Source organism: Nocardia caishijiensis NBRC 108228, assembly GCF_001612825.1.
Lineage (GTDB): Bacteria > Actinomycetota > Actinomycetes > Mycobacteriales > Mycobacteriaceae > Nocardia > Nocardia caishijiensis.
The window spans coordinates 53,898-71,065 of the sequence record NZ_BDBE01000041.1; the positions used below are offsets into that span (position 1 = coordinate 53,898).

20 protein-coding genes are annotated in these 17,168 nt (G+C 68.0%); 9 read left to right on the forward strand and 11 right to left on the reverse strand.

The annotated features are described in order from the left end of the window. Nucleotides 1-7: 7 nt before the first annotated feature. From NC7_RS23720 to NC7_RS23725, 3 genes are read right to left on the reverse strand one after another with little or no spacing between them, the layout of a single operon-like run. Entirely contained in the window at nt 8-979 is a 972-nt protein-coding gene (locus NC7_RS23720; RefSeq protein ID WP_067987001.1) for a zinc-binding dehydrogenase, read from the reverse strand. Between the two features lie 33 nt (nt 980-1,012). Then, nucleotides 1,013-1,174, reverse strand: coding sequence for a hypothetical protein (locus NC7_RS29350; RefSeq protein WP_157102150.1), 162 nt, complete (start codon nt 1,172-1,174; stop codon nt 1,013-1,015). Continuing rightward, complete coding sequence (locus NC7_RS23725) at nt 1,171-2,061, reverse strand: alpha/beta fold hydrolase (RefSeq protein WP_067986820.1); 891 nt, start codon at nt 2,059-2,061, stop codon at nt 1,171-1,173. Before NC7_RS23725 ends, NC7_RS29350 begins: the two co-directional genes overlap by 4 nt. A 58-nt stretch (nt 2,062-2,119) precedes the next feature. On the opposite strand from NC7_RS23725, the gene NC7_RS23730 reads away from it, so the two are divergent. Then, complete coding sequence (locus NC7_RS23730) at nt 2,120-2,899, forward strand: helix-turn-helix domain-containing protein (RefSeq protein ID WP_067987003.1); 780 nt, start codon at nt 2,120-2,122, stop codon at nt 2,897-2,899. Between the two features lie 18 nt (nt 2,900-2,917). On the opposite strand, the gene NC7_RS23735 is transcribed toward NC7_RS23730, so the two are convergent. From NC7_RS23735 to NC7_RS23745, 3 genes are all read right to left on the reverse strand, one after another. Beyond that, a complete protein-coding gene (locus tag NC7_RS23735) occupies nt 2,918-4,510 on the reverse strand; it encodes an MDR family MFS transporter (RefSeq protein WP_067986822.1) in 1,593 nt (530 codons plus the stop codon). Further along, nucleotides 4,507-5,148: a TetR/AcrR family transcriptional regulator gene (locus NC7_RS23740; protein ID WP_067986824.1), complete on the reverse strand. Its 642-nt coding sequence runs from the start codon at nt 5,146-5,148 to the stop codon at nt 4,507-4,509. Before NC7_RS23740 ends, NC7_RS23735 begins: the two co-directional genes overlap by 4 nt. Nucleotides 5,149-5,227: 79 nt before the next feature. Then, nucleotides 5,228-5,839 (reverse strand): DUF2637 domain-containing protein, encoded by a 612-nt coding sequence (locus NC7_RS23745; RefSeq protein ID WP_157102151.1) that lies wholly within the window; start codon nt 5,837-5,839, stop codon nt 5,228-5,230. Between the two features lie 321 nt (nt 5,840-6,160). Between NC7_RS23745 and NC7_RS23750 the strand changes: the two genes are divergently transcribed. The 4 genes from NC7_RS23750 (at nt 6,161) to NC7_RS23765 (ending at nt 8,892) form a co-directional block, all read left to right on the forward strand. After that, a complete protein-coding gene (locus tag NC7_RS23750) occupies nt 6,161-6,577 on the forward strand; it encodes a hypothetical protein (protein WP_067986827.1) in 417 nt (138 codons plus the stop codon). Between the two features lie 98 nt (nt 6,578-6,675). Then, nucleotides 6,676-7,071 carry a hypothetical protein gene (locus NC7_RS23755; RefSeq protein ID WP_067986829.1) on the forward strand — a complete coding sequence of 132 codons (396 nt, stop codon included), beginning with the start codon at nt 6,676-6,678 and terminating at the stop codon, nt 7,069-7,071. A gap of 40 nt (nt 7,072-7,111) precedes the next feature. After that, nucleotides 7,112-7,327: a hypothetical protein gene (locus NC7_RS23760; RefSeq protein ID WP_067986831.1), complete on the forward strand. Its 216-nt coding sequence runs from the start codon at nt 7,112-7,114 to the stop codon at nt 7,325-7,327. A gap of 98 nt (nt 7,328-7,425) precedes the next feature. Continuing rightward, the gene (locus NC7_RS23765; protein ID WP_067986833.1) at nt 7,426-8,892 is read left to right on the forward strand and encodes a phospholipase D-like domain-containing protein; all 1,467 of its coding nucleotides are present in this window, start codon (nt 7,426-7,428) and stop codon (nt 8,890-8,892) included. On the opposite strand, the gene NC7_RS23770 is transcribed toward NC7_RS23765, so the two are convergent. From NC7_RS23770 to NC7_RS23775, 3 genes are read right to left on the reverse strand one after another with little or no spacing between them, the layout of a single operon-like run. Next, nucleotides 8,889-9,239, reverse strand: coding sequence for an HNH endonuclease (locus NC7_RS23770; protein ID WP_084458747.1), 351 nt, complete (start codon nt 9,237-9,239; stop codon nt 8,889-8,891). The two genes, NC7_RS23765 and NC7_RS23770, sit on opposite strands and share 4 nt — an antisense overlap. A 54-nt stretch (nt 9,240-9,293) precedes the next feature. Further along, nucleotides 9,294-9,464 (reverse strand): hypothetical protein, encoded by a 171-nt coding sequence (locus NC7_RS29355; protein ID WP_157102152.1) that lies wholly within the window; start codon nt 9,462-9,464, stop codon nt 9,294-9,296. 45 nt (nt 9,465-9,509) lie between these two features. After that, entirely contained in the window at nt 9,510-10,100 is a 591-nt protein-coding gene (locus NC7_RS23775; protein WP_236573666.1) for a TetR/AcrR family transcriptional regulator, read from the reverse strand. A gap of 256 nt (nt 10,101-10,356) precedes the next feature. Between NC7_RS23775 and NC7_RS23780 the strand changes: the two genes are divergently transcribed. From NC7_RS23780 to NC7_RS23790, 3 genes are all read left to right on the forward strand, one after another. After that, entirely contained in the window at nt 10,357-11,772 is a 1,416-nt protein-coding gene (locus NC7_RS23780; RefSeq protein WP_167352452.1) for an NAD(P)/FAD-dependent oxidoreductase, read from the forward strand. Beyond that, on the forward strand, nt 11,762-13,537 hold the full coding sequence (locus NC7_RS23785) for a hydroxysqualene dehydroxylase (protein WP_067986836.1): 1,776 nt from the start codon (nt 11,762-11,764) through the stop codon (nt 13,535-13,537). The genes NC7_RS23780 and NC7_RS23785 overlap by 11 nt, the downstream gene beginning before the upstream one ends. Before the next feature lie 171 nt (nt 13,538-13,708). After that, nucleotides 13,709-14,365 (forward strand): cytochrome P450 family protein, encoded by a 657-nt coding sequence (locus NC7_RS23790; protein ID WP_157102153.1) that lies wholly within the window; start codon nt 13,709-13,711, stop codon nt 14,363-14,365. Here NC7_RS23790 and NC7_RS29360 read toward each other — a convergent pair. Continuing rightward, nucleotides 14,275-14,925 (reverse strand): hypothetical protein, encoded by a 651-nt coding sequence (locus NC7_RS29360; RefSeq protein ID WP_157102154.1) that lies wholly within the window; start codon nt 14,923-14,925, stop codon nt 14,275-14,277. The two genes, NC7_RS23790 and NC7_RS29360, sit on opposite strands and share 91 nt — an antisense overlap. Nucleotides 14,926-15,274: 349 nt before the next feature. Beyond that, on the reverse strand, nt 15,275-16,408 hold the full coding sequence (locus NC7_RS23800; protein ID WP_067986842.1) for a metallophosphoesterase: 1,134 nt from the start codon (nt 16,406-16,408) through the stop codon (nt 15,275-15,277). A 371-nt stretch (nt 16,409-16,779) separates the two neighbouring features. Here NC7_RS23800 and NC7_RS23805 point away from each other — a divergent pair, with 371 nt between their 5' ends. Next, nucleotides 16,780-17,154 (forward strand): hypothetical protein, encoded by a 375-nt coding sequence (locus NC7_RS23805; protein ID WP_067986843.1) that lies wholly within the window; start codon nt 16,780-16,782, stop codon nt 17,152-17,154. Nucleotides 17,155-17,168 lie beyond the last annotated feature (14 nt).

Below are 17,168 nucleotides of genomic sequence, written 5' to 3' on the forward strand. Positions count from 1 at the left end.
GCGCGAGTCACGGCACCAACACGCTTTTGCCGACGACTCGCCGCGCCTCGATGTCGGCGTGCGCGACAGCGGCGTCGGCCAGCTCGTACGTCTGCCCGATCACGGGGTTCAGCCGACCCGCGGCGGCTTCGGCGAGCACGTGACGCACCCGTCGCGGGGTGTCGGGCCAGAATCCGGGCAGCTGTGACATGTCCGCCGTCGTCAGCCGCTGTCGCGTCGCATCATCGACGACCGCCTCCGCCCCGCTGGTCATCCCGTACCCGGAGAACTTCCCGCCGTCGGCGACGAGAGCCGAACACACCGCTCCCACTGCGCCACCGATCCCGTCGAACACCACATCCAGTCGTCTGCCTCCCGTGGCGAGCAACACCTCCTCGGCGAAATCCCGCACTGCGTAATCCGCGACGTCTGCCCCCAATACCCGTGCCGCTGCGGCCTTTTCGGCTCCCCGCACCGCCGCGATCACCCGACCACCGGCCGCAACGGCCAGCTGGACCAGGAGACTTCCGAGTCCACCCATACCCGGCGCCACCAGGACCACGTCCCCGGGTCCGACAGGCGTCGTTTCCAGCAGTGCGAGGGCAGTGCTGCCGTCATCGATGACGGCGACGGCCGTGTGTGGATCGAGGCCGGGCGGTAGCGGGAAGGTGGCGTCCGCCGCGGCGAGCACCGTATCGGCGTATCCGCCGCCGTAGCCGCCGATCGCGTGCGTGACCACGGACGCGCCGAGCAGGTCGCCGTCGACGGCCGGGCCGATCGCCCGGACGGTACCCGCCACGGCGCTGCCGGGCACGAAGGGCGGTGTCACCGCGAACACATCCGGCCCCTCCCCCGCCCGGATCCGCGTGTCGAGCCAGCTCACACCGATCGCCACCACATCCACGACGAGCTCGTTTCGGCCCGGCTCCGGGTCGGGCAGATTCTCGATCGTTTCCAACACGTCCGGGCCGCCGAAACGGCCGACTCTGATCACTCGCATGACCACAGTCTCGAACCTCTACTCCACTCGAGGTCAAGAGTTCGAATCCGTTGTGTCGGAAGGGTCGTCGACGAGCGCCGCGGCCAGCGCGTCCGCGGCGCGGTGTGCGGGCGGGCGGGCGAAGCCGGTTTCGTCGTGGGCGTCGAGCGACGCCGAGCTCGCGCGTCGCCTGTGGATGGCGTCGGAGGAGCTCACCGGAGTCGGCTTTCCGTGTGGTGAGCCGCGTTCCGGGTGATCACAGCGGGGCGCCGCAACCACGCCTGTAGTGCCGCGGTGACGTCGGCGGGGCGCTGTTCCATGATGAAGTGCCCGCCGTGGATCCGCACGAGATCCGCCGCCGGGATCGCGGCGGCGAGGTCCTCGGCGTAGCGAAAGGGGATCGCCGGGTCCTGGTCGCCCCAGATCACCGAGGTGGGGCAGCGGACCGCACCGAGCCCGGCCGCGAGTTCCGGGCGCACCCGGACGCTGTAGCCAGCCCAGAAGTGGGCATACCACCGGCGGCCTTCCCGGGTGTCGAGGAAGTCGAGGTAGGCGTCGAGCCGTTCGGTGTCGAACGAACCGTTGCGGACGAACTGCGCCAGCCCCAGCCGATGCACGATCCGGATCGTTCGTGCGGTGAGAATCGGGCGGAGCAGCGGACGTCGCGCCAGCGCCGAGATCAGGCCGAACAGCTGATAGTAGGGCGTGGTGAAGGTGCGATGAGCCCGGGAGTTGAGGATCGCGAAGCGCCGGACCCGCTCGGGGTATCGCTGCACGAACCCGAGACCGAGGAAGCCGCCGTAGTCGTGGCAGGCCAGATCGACCCGGTCCAGGTTCAGCGCGTCGAACATGCGCCCGATGCGATCGACCTCGGTGTCGTAGTCGCAGCTCAATCGGAGGTCACGGGCCGAGGCACCCCAGCCCTGCCAGTCGGGAGCGATCACCCGCGCCGATCGGGACAGGGGCCCGATCTGATGCCGCCACGCCGCGTGGCTCTCCGGCCAACCGTGCAGCAGTACCAGCGGATCACCCTGTCCCACATCGACATAACGCAGGACTGCCCCGTCGACGGTGACCTCGTGCAGTTCGAAAGGTTTCGTCATTGTCCGCTCCACATCTCGCTCGGTGGTCGCCGGTCGGCGTGGATGTATGGTCGCGTGCATGGTGTTGCCCGCACTTCCGGAAACGTGCGCTCCCGATTCGGCGACCGCACCGGCACGGCTGTGGCTGCGCCTCGGGCACGCGGTCTACATCGGTCCCGGCATGGCGCTGGGGCCGCATTCGACCGCTGTGGCGAGTCTCGGGGTCGGCCTGGACGGGCCGTTCCGGGTTCGCGCGGCGGGTATTCCCGATATCACGGCGCGCAGTTTCCTGTTCCGCGCCCGCGTCACCCACCACATTCTCGACACCGACGGGCGAAGGCTGTTCTGCTTCTTCGACCCCACGTCGTCACGGGTAGCACGGTGTCTCGGCGGGATGTCGCGCATCGTCGACGGCTTCAGCGCCGATCAGCGCAACGAAGCCGTCCTCATCGACCTGGGCAACTCCCCCGACCCCGATATCGACCGGGTCCTCGACCTGGCCAGTGTTCCGGTGCCGACCGTCGGCGATCGGCGCATCGCCGCCGTGGCCGCGGCGATCCGCGACGACCCGACACAGCAGCAACGTGCGGCCGACAAGGCGCGCGCCGCCGGTCTTTCCACCTCGTATTTCCTGCGCATCTTCGCCGATCAGACCGGCACCAGCTTCCGCCGCTATGTGCAATGGGCGCGCATGTTGCGGGTGGCGAAGGCGTTCACGGCGGGTCACGACCTGACGCGCGCCGCCACCGACGCGGGCTTCGCCTCGCCCTCGCACTTCAGCGATACGTTCCGCGCGATGTTCGGGCTGACCCCGACCGCCTTCGCCGCTCTCGGCGCGCAACTGCGCATCGACGACTGACCCACGCCGCGCGGATGCTCAGCCTTCCTCGACGAGGTCCGGCTTCTCCTCGGCCAGTACGGCTTCGCCACGCGCGACCATTCCCGCCTCGTCGGACAGTGTGAGGTGCGGGATGAACAACGCGAGCGCGAAAGCGAGGATCGCACCGGGGATCAGGTACCAGAATCCGGGGACGAGCGCGTCGACATAGGCGCCGACGATCGCGTCGTGGAGTTGGTCGGGCAGGTTCTTGACCACCGAGGGGATCAACCCGCTCGGGTCGATCTTCGCCGCCGCCGCTTCCTGCCAGTTCGCCTGGAAAGCACCGGTGAGGTTCTCGGTGAGCCTACTGGTGAAGATGGAACCGAAGATCGCGATGCCGAGCGCGCCGCCCATCTCACGGAAGTAGTTGTTCGCGCTCGTCGCCGTGCCGATCTGGTCCGGGGTCACCGCGTTCTGCACCACGAGCACGATGATCTGCATGATCAGGCCGAGGCCCGCGCCCATCACGAACAGCATGGCCGAGACCACCCACATCGAGGTGTCGGCGGCCAACCGGGTCAACCACAGCATTTCGACCGCGATGAGGGCGGCACCGATCGGTGGATACACCCGGTAGCGGCCGGTTTTGGTGATCACGTTCATCGAGGTGATGAGGGTGAGCATCATGCCGACCATCATCGGGATCAACAGCAGGCCCGAGACCGACGCGGAGGTACCGGTCGCCATCTGGAGGTAGGTCGGGATGAATCCGATCGCGGCGAACATCACCAAGCCGACGAGGAACCCGATCACGGAGGTGAGCACGAAGGTGCGATTGCGGAACAGCCACAGCGGCAGCATCGGCTCCTCGGCGCGCGATTCGACGAAGACGAACGCCGCGACCACGACGACGAACGCGGCGATCATCGACAGCATCACCGTCGAGCCCCACTCGTACTGCTTGCCGCCCCAGTCGGTGATCAGGATCAGCAGCGTGGTCGCGCTCGACATGAGCACGATGCCCAGGTAGTCGGGCCGGAACCTGGGCCGATGACTCGGGATGCTCAGGTAGCGGAAGGCGATGAACAGCGCGGCGATACCGATCGGCACGTTGATCCAGAAGCACCAGCGCCAGTCGAGATGGTCGGCGAACAGACCACCGAGCAGCGGTCCGGCGACCGAGGTGATACCGAAGACCGCGCCCATCGGCGCCATGTACTTGCCGCGGTCCTTGGCGGGCACCACATCGGCGATGATGGCCTGCGCCAAGATCATCAGACCACCGCCGCCGACACCCTGCAGGCCGCGGAAGGCGATGAACTCCCAGAAGCCCGTCGACGCGGCGGCGCCGACGGAGGCCGCGGTGAAGACGGTGATCGCGAACAGGAACAGCCAGCGACGGCCGAACATGTCGCCGAGCTTGCCATAGATCGGCATCACGATCGTGGTGGCGAGCAGATACGAGGTGGCGGTCCAGGCCATGTGGGAGACCCCGCCGAGTTCGCCGACGATGGTCGGCATCGCGGTGCCGACGATCATCTGGTCGAGGCTGGCCAGGAACATGCCCGCGATGAGGGCGGAGAAGATCAGCCAGATCCGCTTCTGGGTCAGGACGATCGGGGCCGGTGGCGCGTCAGCCGTCGTGGTCATGGGTAGGTCTCCCTTGTCGTGTCGCCCGGGCGATCGAACAGCCGGGCGGCCATGGCGCAGTGCTCGTGCAGGGCCGAGGCGAGGGACCCGTTCGCAGCCGCGGCCAGCGACATCGCCGCCCGCGTGGTGATCGTTGTCATGATTCCCGCGGTGAGCGAGGCGAATTCGGGGTCGACGTCGGCGCCGAGCCGGGCCGAGAGGAGTTCGGCGGTGGCGGCTTCCATGCGCGCGCCCGAGGCGATGAAGGCGGCGAGCACTCGCGGCTCGGCCATGATCAGCTTGGTGACCAGCGAGATACCTTCGCGCACTTCGTTGTCGCGCTGGAAGCCTGCGGCGTGCAGCCAGGTGAGGTCTTCGATGAGGACACCGGTCGGACCACCCGCGACGAATTCCTGCCTGGCTTCTGGTGTGCCGATGTCGCCGACCGGGCCGACCACCGCGTCGAGCTTGGTGTCGTAGTAGTTGAAGAAGGTTCTCGGCGAGACGCCGACAGCCTTGGCGATGTCGTCGACGTTCGTGGCGTCCAGACCGTGCTCGACCGCCAATCGCCGTGCGGCGAGGCACAGTTCGGCCAGCGTTCGCTGCTTCTTCTGTTCGCGCAGACCGATCGAGGGCTGCTTGGCCGACTCCGAAGGCATGCCAGCCAAGTTAGCACAAACTGCAAATTTTCATGAACTGCAACCCGGCGGCGGGCCGGGCGCAGACGGAACTCACGGCTCAGGTGCGACTTCGCGGGGTTGTGGGCGGGGTTCTCGCCTCGTTCCGGTGCTGGTCCCACCAGGAGGCGCTGTCGCTCTGGGCGGAATCCGGGTCCTTCGACGCCGTCGGTGCGCTCGGTATGCCGAGGACCCGGAGCCGCCAGTCGTCCTGCGGGATCGAGGCCACGATGCGGACGGGGACGACCGCCGTGAGCAGCAGGCAGTTGCCGACGCAGATCATCAGACAGACCGGAGGGACCGACACCACGATGGCCGTCGCCAGGGTTCCCATCTGGATCGGGTCGCGGGAGATGGACAAGACGTTGCCACAGATGCTGGCCAGCACGGTGACGAGGAGCAACAACTCGTAGAAACGCACCAGGGAGGTGGCCTTCTCGTCGCGGATGCCGACCAGGGTGATGAACGTGCAGGCGACCAGCGCGACGGTCAGCCCGACCACCAGCGGCCACAGCCACGTCAGATGCTCCGGCACCCCCGCCACCCCGGCGAGGGTCGAGGTGAAGGTGAAGGACGCGATCGCCGCGGCGACAACCAATACCGCCCCTAAACCGACCAGTAGCTTCGGCACCGTCACTGGAACAGGACGAGGGAAACGGTCCGAGTGGTCCATCGGGCTCCATTCTACGGGCTGTGGCCGCCAAACACGCAGGCTCTCAACAGAGTACGGGCACACGCCGGGCCGCGCCGTGAGCGGACGGCGCGGACACGTGCGGCCCTGCCACACACGATTCGCAAGCGGTGCCGGGCGCACCGCGCGCGGTCGGATTCGGCACCCGGTGCAACCTTGCGGAGCGCATCACTCGGTCGAGCGAAACCGTGGTCAAGCCGTGGGTTTTCGGGGTACCGACCCCGCGCGAACTGTGGAACGCTACCGCTTCACGCGGCCCCGGCCCCACGCTGGAGCCGACCACACCGATGCGAAGGACGAACCATGCGAATCGCAGGACTGACCGCGCTGGCGGCGGGCGCCCTGATCCTCCCGGCCACCCTCGCTCCCACCGCCTCGGCGGAAGTGGAGGACATCACCATCTACGCCTGGGGCAGCGAGATGCCCGTCGCCTGCGACTACGTCGGCGCCAACTGCACCGTCATGGCCCGGATGTTCGGGGCGGACTACGCCCTGCCCGCCACCCTCACGATCAACGGCCGCGAGCTCGATTCGGCCGAACGCCTGGACTACCCGGACCGGCAACGCAGCGCGCTGCGCGGCACCTGGCGTCCACCGGCCAAGGGCACCTACACGATCGTGGCCACCCAGGGCTCGTCCACCAAGACGCTCGTCCTCGAGGTCACCGGTGACGCTCAGCTCGGAAGCGGCTCGGCAGGTTTCCCCAGCGGTTCCAGCTAGCGTCTTCGCCTCCGTCGCGCGGCCGGTCGTTTGTCTTTCACAGGGTGGGTAGTCCCCGTGAAGTAGGGACAGCAGGGGCGGGATGCGAGGAGTAGAACATGAGCACCACCAGTTGGATCGTCACGATCGTCGTCGCGGTTCTGATCGTCGCCGCACTTGTCGCGCTCGTCGCGGCGCTCGATCGGAGGCGACGTGCGCGGCGGCGTATCGAGGCGGCCGGGATCCGGGACCGCGTGGCAGGCCAGGAGCTCGAGGTCGGGCAGCGGGAGGCGCGCGCCGAGGAGCTCGCCGCCAGGAGCCGGGCGGCACAGGCCGAAGCGGATGCCAAAGCGGCGCAGGCCGAACAGCTGGCCCAGCAGGCCCAGCTCCACCAGAGCGACGTCGCGGAGTCGCGAGCCCAGCTGCACAAGGAATCGGAACGAGCGGACCGCCTAGACCCCGACCGGAAGCCGGTTCGGACCGACGACCGGACAGATCAGACGCCGAACCACTGACCACGGACCCGACACCGGCCGAACCCATGAGGAGGCAGCCATGACGTGGACCGACGCGGAGCTGGGTCGACTGCGGGAAGAACGGGCGGAACTCACCGCCAGACATGCCGAACTGACCGAGGCGATCGAACACGTGCAACGAGACGGGAGTGCGGCCGACGGTGAGGAATACGTCGCCGCGCGAGAACAGAAGGCGCTCGTCCGCACGCGACTCGACGAGCTCGACGCAATCCTGGCTCAGGATCGTCGGTCCTGAGGGCGAGCAGCCCGCGTCCGAGGTCGATCTGCCGGTGCCGGGTACGGCAAGTATCGTGAATCGTTCGCGGATCGAAGGCTTGACGAGGGGGACCACGCATGAGCGACGAGCGGCCAGTCCTCGCTCCCGGCGAGACCTGCTGGCAGATCGCCCAGGCTGATCGGTTGGCCTGCATCGTCGACGCGGCCGACTATTTCCGCCACGCCAAGTCGGCGATGTTGCAGGCGCGCAAGCGCATCGTGCTCATCGGTTGGGACTTCGACACCCGGATCAAGTTCGAACCACAGGGGCAGACCCTGGAGGGACCGGACCGACTGGGTAAATTCCTGTCCTGGCTGCCGAAGCACCGGCCGGATCTCGAGATCTACCTGCTCAAATGGAATGTCGGAGCGTTCGCGGCGATCACCCGGGGCATGACACCGATCTTCGTCGCGAACTGGCTGACCGACCGGCGGCTGCACTTCGAGATCGACGGCGCGCACCCGGTCGGCTCGGCGCACCATCAGAAGATCATCGTGATCGATGATCGACTCGCGTTCTGCGGCGGCATCGACATGACCGTCGACCGCTGGGACACCAGCGACCACCGCGACGACAACAGCTACCGCACCGCGCCGAACGGCCGACGATACGGCCCGTGGCACGATGCGACCACCGCGGTGGACGGCGCCGCCGCGAAGGCGATCGGTGAGTTGGCCGGAGCCAGGTGGCAGGCGGCGACCGGCCAGGAGTTGGGGCCGGTCGACGAGATCGCCGGGGAAACACCATGGCCGGAGGGCCTGGAGCCGACGATGCGGTCCGTCGATGTGGGGATCGCCCGGACCCTTCCCGAACTCGCCGACCGCGCCGAGGTCCGTGAGATCGAGGCGCTGTATCTCGCGGCGATCGCGGGTGCGACCCGATCGCTGTACATCGAGAGCCAGTACCTGGCTTCGCGCACCCTCGCGCAGGCGATCGCCGACCGCCTGCGCGAGCCGAACGGCCCGGAGATCGTGCTGGTCCTGCCCCGCCACGCCGACGGCTGGCTCGAGCAGTTGGCCATGGACGGCGCCCGCCGACGCCTTCTGCACCTGCTGTGGCAGGCCGACGTCGAGCACCGACTCGGTGTGTACTACCCGGTCACCGACGACGGCGCGCACATCTACGTGCACGCCAAGGTGCTGGTCATGGACGATCGGTTGCTGCGGGTGGGGTCGTCCAACCTCAACAACCGGTCGATGGGGTTCGACACCGAATGCGATCTCGCCGTCGAGGTCACCCCGACCACCCGGGACGCCGAGCTCCTGCGCGAGACGATTCTCGGGATCCGCCGCCGTCTGCTGTGCGAACACCTCGACGTCGACCCGGCCGAGTTCGACGCCACCCTCGCCGAGACGTCCTCACTGCTTCGCACCGTGGAAACGCTGCGCGGGGAAGGTCGGACCCTGGTTCGATTCGAGCCCGACACCGTCGCCGACGAAGCCAGCCCGCTGGCCGAAAGCGACCTGATGGATCCCGAACGCACCCCGGCACGACTGTGGGACAGCCTGTTTCCCCGAGGCGTACGCCGGACAGTTCGCTCCTAACAGAACCGGGCGGTCAGCTCGGTCGAGATCTCGTGATGGCGCACGAGAAACGAGCTTTCGTCGAGCTTCTTGCGCCGCAACCAGCCGGTCAGCTCGGCATTGCACTTGCTGGCATTGCACGAGGCACACGCGGGCACGACATTGGCGAGCGTGTAGCGGCCACCGCGCGAAATGGCCCGCACGCAATCCTTCTGCGGCGACGCGACGGTGGAACCGCAGTACGCGCAACCACCCCAGGATGCCTCGAGCGCGTCCCACTGCGCGTCGGTGAGGTCGTGTGCGACGAGGCCCATCCGCTTCTTGCGCTTGCGAGCCGCGCGAACCTGTTTGCTCCCACCAGTCGGCACGAGACCGAGACTACGCGGAGCAACGTCCGTTTCCGCGCTCCGCGCGGCACTCGATCACGAGACTCCCTGTATCACCAGATACCGAACAGTTCGGTCGCCGCCGATATCCTTGGTCACCGCCGACTTCGGGCTCACCAGGGAATCCGGCGTGGCGTAGGTCAGTCTGTCGACGATCGGACCACGTTCCCTGTCGTCGTAAGCCAGGACGACCTTGCCCTCGCGCACGAACACCTGCGTCGTGGATGACGGCTTCGGCCGTCGGTCTACCGGTCAGTTCGTCGGTCGCGCGTCGCCGTAGACGACGAGCCAGATGGCGCGCCCCAGCGATGCCGCCAGGTCGTCGTCGCTGATGCCGGTGTCGGTCGCGAAGGCGACCGTCAGTGTGCGTTCGACCATCGAGGTGAGAACCAGGGCGGTCGTCGATGGATCGAGGTTCGTCGCGACCCGGCCCGCCGCACGCTCGGCGTCGAGACGGGCGCGCACGAGTTCGGCGAAACCCGCCACCCTGGTGCGCCAATAGCGTGCCACCGCACGGTCGTAGGCCGAGACCTCGCTCAGGGCGAGCAGCAGGTACCGGTGCGCGCGGAAGCCGCCGATCATCGTGCCGATCGCCGCGACAACACCGGCCTGTTCGTCGGTGTGCTCCGCGCGCCACCATGTTTCGGCGGCCGCGAACAGGTCGGCGGTGGCCAGTTCGGCCATCCGGATCAGCAGGCTGCTCTTGTCCGGGAAGTAGCGGTAGAAGGTCGATCGAGCCGCACCCGAGGCGGCCGCGATCTTCTGCACGGCCAGTTCGGTGTAGGGCGTGCCGTCGTCGAGCAGGTCCTCGACCGCGCGCAGGACCCGGCGCTCGAATTCCACCCGCCGATCGTCGGAGGATTTGCGGGCCGATCGCGGGACGCGCGTCAGCGAGGGCATCGGCACCCCGGACCCTGCTGGGCGTCGCGCTCGTGTGCTGGGGGCATGCCCTCATTGTGCCTGCAGTCCGCCGGGAACTCTCGATGGCGCCGGATGCCCGGCAAACATGTTGTCGCCGTGCGCTATTGACACCGGGTGTGACGCACCTCATCATTCTATCGGACACAGTGTCCGAGACTCGATGACCGAGGCGGTTCGCATGACTGATTCCCCCGTCCCCCGCATCGAGTCGGCCGATGTCGTCGTGGTCGGCGCGCGCTGCGCCGGTGCCGCGACGGCACTGCCTCTGGCCGAAGCGGGTCGACGGGTGATCGTCCTCGATGCCGCTGCCCTGCCCTCCGATACGTTGTCGACGCATCTGCTCTGGCCCGCGGGCATGGCCGAACTCCAGCGGCTGGGCGTCCTCGCCGAAGTGGCCGCCCTCGGCGCGCCCCGACTGACCCACGCGTATGCCGAGGGCGCGGGATTCGGCATCGGTTCGACGTTCGGACCTGTCGATGACATCGACTACGCGATGTGCGTCCGGCGTACCGGACTCGACGGCGTGCTCGCGCGGGCCGCGATGGCCGGGGGCGCCGACGTGCGGCAGCGGTGCCGGGTGGAATCAGTGGTGTTCGACGGAAACCGTTGCACGGGGGTGCGATACCGCGACAGTTCCGACACCGTCACCGAGATCAGGGCCGCGCTGGTGGTCGGGGCGGACGGGCGGCGCAGTACCGTCGCCCGCGCCGTGGGCGCGCACGAACCGTTCCTGACCGTGCCGAGCGGCCGGGACTGCTATTTCGCCTACTGGCGCGACTCGCCCGACGCACCACGCCACATCGCCGCGCAGTGGCGCGTCGGTGCCGATCTGGGCACCGCGTTCCCGTGCGACGACGGCCTCGTGCTGAGTCTGGTGCAGCCGCCGTGCGCAGACGGCAAGCTCGGGCCCGGCGAGGCGGAGCGACGTTATACCGCCGCGGTGCGACGGATTCCGGCATTGGCCGATCGCCTGGCCAATTGCGAACGGGTCGGACGCGTCCGCTCGGCCGTCGGCATCGCCTCCTACTTCCGCCGGTCCGCGGGCCCCGGCTGGGCGTTGCCCGGCGACGCGGGCCACTTCAAGGACCCCGTCACCGCGCAGGGCATCCGCGACGCCCTGCACTACGGTCGCACGCTGGCCGAAGCGGTTGCCGACATCCTGGACGAACCCGCAGTCCTCGATGCGGCTCTGACGCAGTGGGAACGCACCCGGATCCTCGAATGCCGCGACATCTTCCATTGGACCAACCGACTCGCCCGGGGCGAAGCCATGCGGCCCTTGGAGATCGAGCTCTACCGGCGCGCCGAGGTCGACACCGAACTGGCCGAGATCACCACCGGCATCTTCTCGCGCACCCGCCGACCCACCGATCTCTACACCCCGTCCCGCGCGCTGCGGCTGGGCTGGAACGCGCTGCGTCACCAACGCGGTCAGCTGCCCGTCGTGCTCGCCGACATGGCGCGCGAAGTCCGCGACGGCATCGCCGAACGTCAGATCACGCGAACCACGTTGCGTGGCAATCCCCCTCGTGTGGCGCCGTCGACGCACACACCGCTCACCTCTGTGGCACCTGGAGCACAGCATGTCCGATAGCCCGCTCACCTTCACTCGTCGCACCGCCCTGCGCGCCGGATTGGCCGCCGGTGCCGCGCTGGCCGTCGCAGCCCCCACGTCCGCCGCCACCCCCGGCCCGCGATCACCGCTGCTACGGACCACGGGCAAGACGGTCGCGATCTTCGGCGGCGGGATGGCCGGGCTCAGCGCGGCGCACGAACTGATCGAGCGCGGCTACGACGTGACCGTCTACGAACCGGCCCATCTCGGCGGCAAAGCCCGCAGTCTCGGTGTCCCCGGCACCGCGGGCCCCGGCAGGCAGGATCTGCCGGGCGAACACGGCTTCCGCTTCTTCCCCGGCTGCTACCGCAATGTCCCCGACACGATGAGCCGAATCCCGTTCCCCGGCAACCCGAACGGGGTACTCGACAACCTCGTGCGGGTCGAGGGCACGGTCGCCGGTTTCGAGAACACGGCACCGATCTTCCTACCGGTCGAGCTCGGCGGCGTCACCCAGCTCACCCCGCAGGTGATCCAGAACAGCATCATCGGCGCCCTGCGGTTCATCCCCGATCTGCCCGCCCATGAACTGGCGTTCTTCGCCAAACAGATGACCATGTGGTTCACCTCGAGCACCGAACGACGCTTCGGGCAGTGGGAATACGTGACCTGGGAACAGATCATGCGGGCCGAGGGCAAGTCACCCGCCTATCGCAAATATCTGGTGAACGCGCTGACCCGGATCACCGTCGCCGCCAAACCGCAGACCAGCTCGGCGCGCACGATCGGCACCATCGGTGAGGCACTGGTGCTGGCGGGCACCGGGCTCGTCCCCGAGTTCTCCGGCGGCGTGGACCGTATTCTCAACCGGCCGACCAACGCCGCGTGGATCGATCCGTGGGTCGCGTATCTGCGTTCCCTCGGCGTCCGGTTCGTCATAGGTCAGGGGGCGAGCGCGTTGCGGCTGGCCGGGGGCCGTATCGAGTCGGCCACGGTGAGCGGCACCGGCGGGACCACGACCGTGACCGCCGATCACTACATCTGCGCCATGCCGGTCGACCGGGTCGTCGACCTGCTGAGCCCGGCGATTCTGGACGCCGATCCGCGCTTGGCGGGGATGCGTGATCTGGTCACCGACTGGATGGTCGGTATCCAGTACTTCCTGCGCCGTCCCACCCATATGCCCGAGGGGCACATCGCCGCGCTGGGGTCACCGTGGGCGCTGACCGCGCTGCGCCAGGCACCCATGTGGGTGGGCGACTTCGCCGCCACCTACGGCGACGGCTCCGTCGTGGAGTGCCTGTCGGTCGACATCTCCGACTGGGACACCCCCGGCCTCCGCTACGGGCGCACGGCCAAGGAGTGCGGCGCCGAGGAGATCGCGACGGAGGTGTGGGCCCAGCTGAAGACCTGGCTCAACACCGGCACCGACTGGTTGCGCGACGAGGACATCCATTCCTGGCACCTGGATCCCGGCATCACCTGGTCCGCCGACGGCATCCACAACGCGACTCCCCTGCTGGTCAACACCGTCGGCTCCTACGACAACCGCCCCGAGGCGCACTGCGCCATCCCGAACCTCTACTTCGGCGGCGACCACATCCGCAGCCACATCGACCTGGCGACGATGGAGGGCGCAAACGAATCCGGCCGCGCCGCGGCCAACGCGGTCCTCGATTCGGCCGACGACCCCGGCAGCCGGGCGACCCGCTTCCCGCTGGTCGACCTGCCGGTCTTCGCGGGCGCCAAAGCTGTCGACGCCGACCGATTCCGCGCCGGATTGCCGCATTTGCTCGACCTCTGATCCGGTCGACGACCCGCTCGACGGAATCGCCCGAACAGCGACGATTCATTGCCTGGCAACGATTTTCGCACACACTCCGGAGCCGACCGAAGGCTGTTATGTTACTCACCATTCCGCCGGGCCGATCGAGCGCCGGGCCGATCTGTTCCGGCCGCCATGGGGGGCGACACTGTGGACAGCGCTTTCGATTTCAACGATCCCGAGGTGATCGCCGATCCGTATCCGAGCTATGCGCTGCTGCGTGAGGAAGCTCCCGTGTACCACTCGCGCCGTCCCGATCTGTGGATCGTCAGTCGCTACGACGACGTGCGCACCGTGGTCCGCGACGCGCATCGGTTCTCGTCCGCGGTTTCGGCGATCGGCTCGGATCCGTTCGATCCCGCCTTCGAACCGCCCCGTTGGCTCAGCGCCGCGTTCTCCCGGATACCGGCCGTGCGGGTGCTGTTGACCAGCGATCCGCCGGATAACACGATGCTGCGCCGGAAGGTGAGCCGGACCTTCACCGCGCGGCTCGTCGACGCGCTCCCCCACGAAAACCCCGATCCAGTCCGGGATCTCGCGGCACCACTGCCCGCGATCATCATCGCCGACCTGCTCGAGGTGCCGCCCGAGCGTCAAGTTCCTCGACGGCAAGTTCCTGATCGGCACCGGGACGGTCTCCTTGCATCCTGGTGCCATCCGGACCTACCACCGGTGGCACGGCTGAACCGGTCGCCCGGGCAGCCGCCCCCGACAGGTCAGCTCACCCTGGCGGTGATCTTGATCGCTGGCGTCACCTTGTACTCGGTGGCGAAGCCGATCGTCTCGCCCTGCGTGAGCAGCCCCTGACAGGTCGGCGTCCCCCCTTCGCTCGTGGCCACCTTCACCACGGCGGTGCTCGCCGCGAGAGTGGAGGTGGCGTTCGCGTAGGTCATCGAGGTGTGGTGCGTCCAGAAGGCGCACGAGTTGCCCACGGTTGTCCGGAAGATCAGGTTGATCGAATTGAACAGGTCGCCGTTGGAGATCGAGGTGGTTCCCGTGGCCGCGTTGTAGGACTTGCCCGTGAAGTTCGAGGCGCCCGCCGCCGCGGTGAATCCACCCTGCCACGCCGTACCGTCGGGGCTGGTGCAGGTGAACGGGTTCGTGCTCTTGATGGCGCCGAGCCCGGACGTCGTCCTGGTCCCCGCGGGCAGGGAGCCCGAGGAGATCAGGCTCGGACAGGTGAATATCGTCGCGCCGCTCTTGTTCTTCACGACCAACGGCCCCGACACCGCCGAAAAGGTCCCGTCGCTGTTGGGGTTGACGACCGTCCAGGTGGTGGTCGCCGCCTGCGCGGGCGCCGAGAGCGCGGCAGTCGCGAGCAACGGTGCTGCCACCGTGATCGCCGCCAAGAGGTGCCGGGTGCGCATTCCGAACATAGTGGTCTCGATTCATGAAGCAGGAGAACGCATCTCGCGGCCACTTGTTCCCTCGTGCCACGAGACACACCGGGCGTAACGGCCCAGCCAGGCGACCCTATCAATGAAACGTGTTGCCGAGCACAACAATTGAACTAATTCGTTTTCAGACTGAACGGTCAGGCATTTTTGCGATCAGGCGTGCCGAATACGGCCCTCCGTCCGGGATCAGGACGCGAAGACGCCAGGCCTGCACGGCACCGATCTGCGCCACTGCGGCGCGAGCGGCCGTCGCCGCGGCCGAACCGTGGTCGACTTCGCTCGCTCGGATCTGATCAGGCTGCCGTGACCGGGCCGACGATCACCGAGCCTGGCGCAGGACAAGGACGGTGATCTCACTCGGTGCGAACACCCGCAGCGGCGGTCCCCAGTAACCGGTGCCGCGACTGGTGTAGAGCTGGGTCCCGGTGCCGTGCCTGCTCAGCCCCGCCACCACCGGCTGGTCGAGCCGCACGAGATAGTTGAACGGCCAGATCTGGCCGCCGTGCGTGTGCCCGGAGATCTGCAGTTCCACGCCCGCCGCGACACTGTCGGAAACCTGCTTGGGCTGGTGGGCGAACAGCACGACCGGCAGCGCCGGGTCGGTTCCCGCGAGCGCGGCCGCCAGGTCCGGGCCGTGGCCCGGCACATCGACGCTGGTCGGGTCGTTGATACCGGCGACGACGAGCTTGTCATCGCCGCGATCGACCGTGCGGTGCGTGTTGTTCAGTGGCTGCCATCCGAGCGCGGCCATCTGGTCCATCCAGGCCTGCGCGTCGTCGAGATATTCGTGGTTTCCGGTGATGTAGAACCGGCCGAGCGGCGCCCGCACATCGGCCAACGGCGCGACCTGGTCGCGGCGCCGTTCCACCGAACCGTCGACGAGGTCGCCTGCCATCCCGACGATGTCGGGACGCTGCGCGTTGACCTCCTCGACCACCCGTTTCGACCATTCCGTGCGGTCGATCGCCGCGAAATGGGTGTCGGTGACGACGACGACCCGCAGTCCGTCCAGACCCTGCGCCAGCCCCGGGATCGCGACGTCGACCGTGCGGACCTGCGGCACCCGCCGCGCCTCATAGGCGCCGTACCCGGTGAGCACGACCGACACCGCCACCACCGCGAGCGCGACGACCCGTGAGGCGAGCGCCTTGTCGACCCGCGCGAGGACCAGCACCCCACGCACGATCAGACCGATCACCGACCAGGTGAACACGATCCACAGCACACCGAGCGCGAAGTCGCCGACGATCGCCGCGAGATCGAGCTGGGGCGGCCCGTGCCCCAGGAACAACGCGGTGGGCACGCAGAGGTAGCCGACCACGGCGGCCACGCTACCGGCCCGGTATCGCGCACCCTGTCGCCCGGTGGGCGCGGCGACGAGCAACCACCACGGAACAGCGATCATCACCGCCGGGACCAGCGCGATGAACAGCAGGAGCACGACGGCGCTCATGCGGCGAAACCTGTCGCTTCGGCGCGAGCCTGAGCCATGGTCTTCCTTCCCTGGGCGCCGTCACATCCACGACGGCACCGTGTCGCGAGTTCCCCATGAACCTAAGCCCGGTCGCCGACACAGTGCCAAACCGAGGCCCCGGTGGTCCGCACACCCTCGAGTGGCCGCCCGCCGCCCGTCGAGAAATCGATCAACCGCTCGGGTAGGAAACGAACAGCGGGACGTGGCTGAGCTGTCCGGCCGGGACGCTCGGTGTCGCCCGGCCAGACCCCAGAAGTGAGGGCAACAATGCCGCGTATCCCGACCCGAACAGCAGCTACTGTCCGAGATACACAGGCTTGCAACAGGTCTCACGACGGTAGGGTTCGATCATGCGCGCGCTCCTGACGGTTCCGATGCTCTCGGTCGCCCTTCTCGTACCTGCTCCTATCGCTGCTGCTGATCCGTTCGAGGGCGAGCCCGCCGAGATCGTGCGACTCGACTACAACTTCGGACAGTGCGACACGACCCTCCTCGCCATCTCGAGCGATGTGCCGGTACGGCTGGACATCACTGTGCGCAATCAATTCGACCCTGCGGCCCGGGTTCGAATCCCCAGTTTCCTGTGGGCACAGGATCTGCCGATAACCAATACTCCGGTGACGATTTCGGTCGAGTTCATGGCAGCCGCAGGTGAATACGAGTTCGATATCGTCACCGGCGAAGAGAAGAGCGTGCGCTGCCAGGGCGAAATTTTCGTCTTGTGAACGTCGAGGTGCAT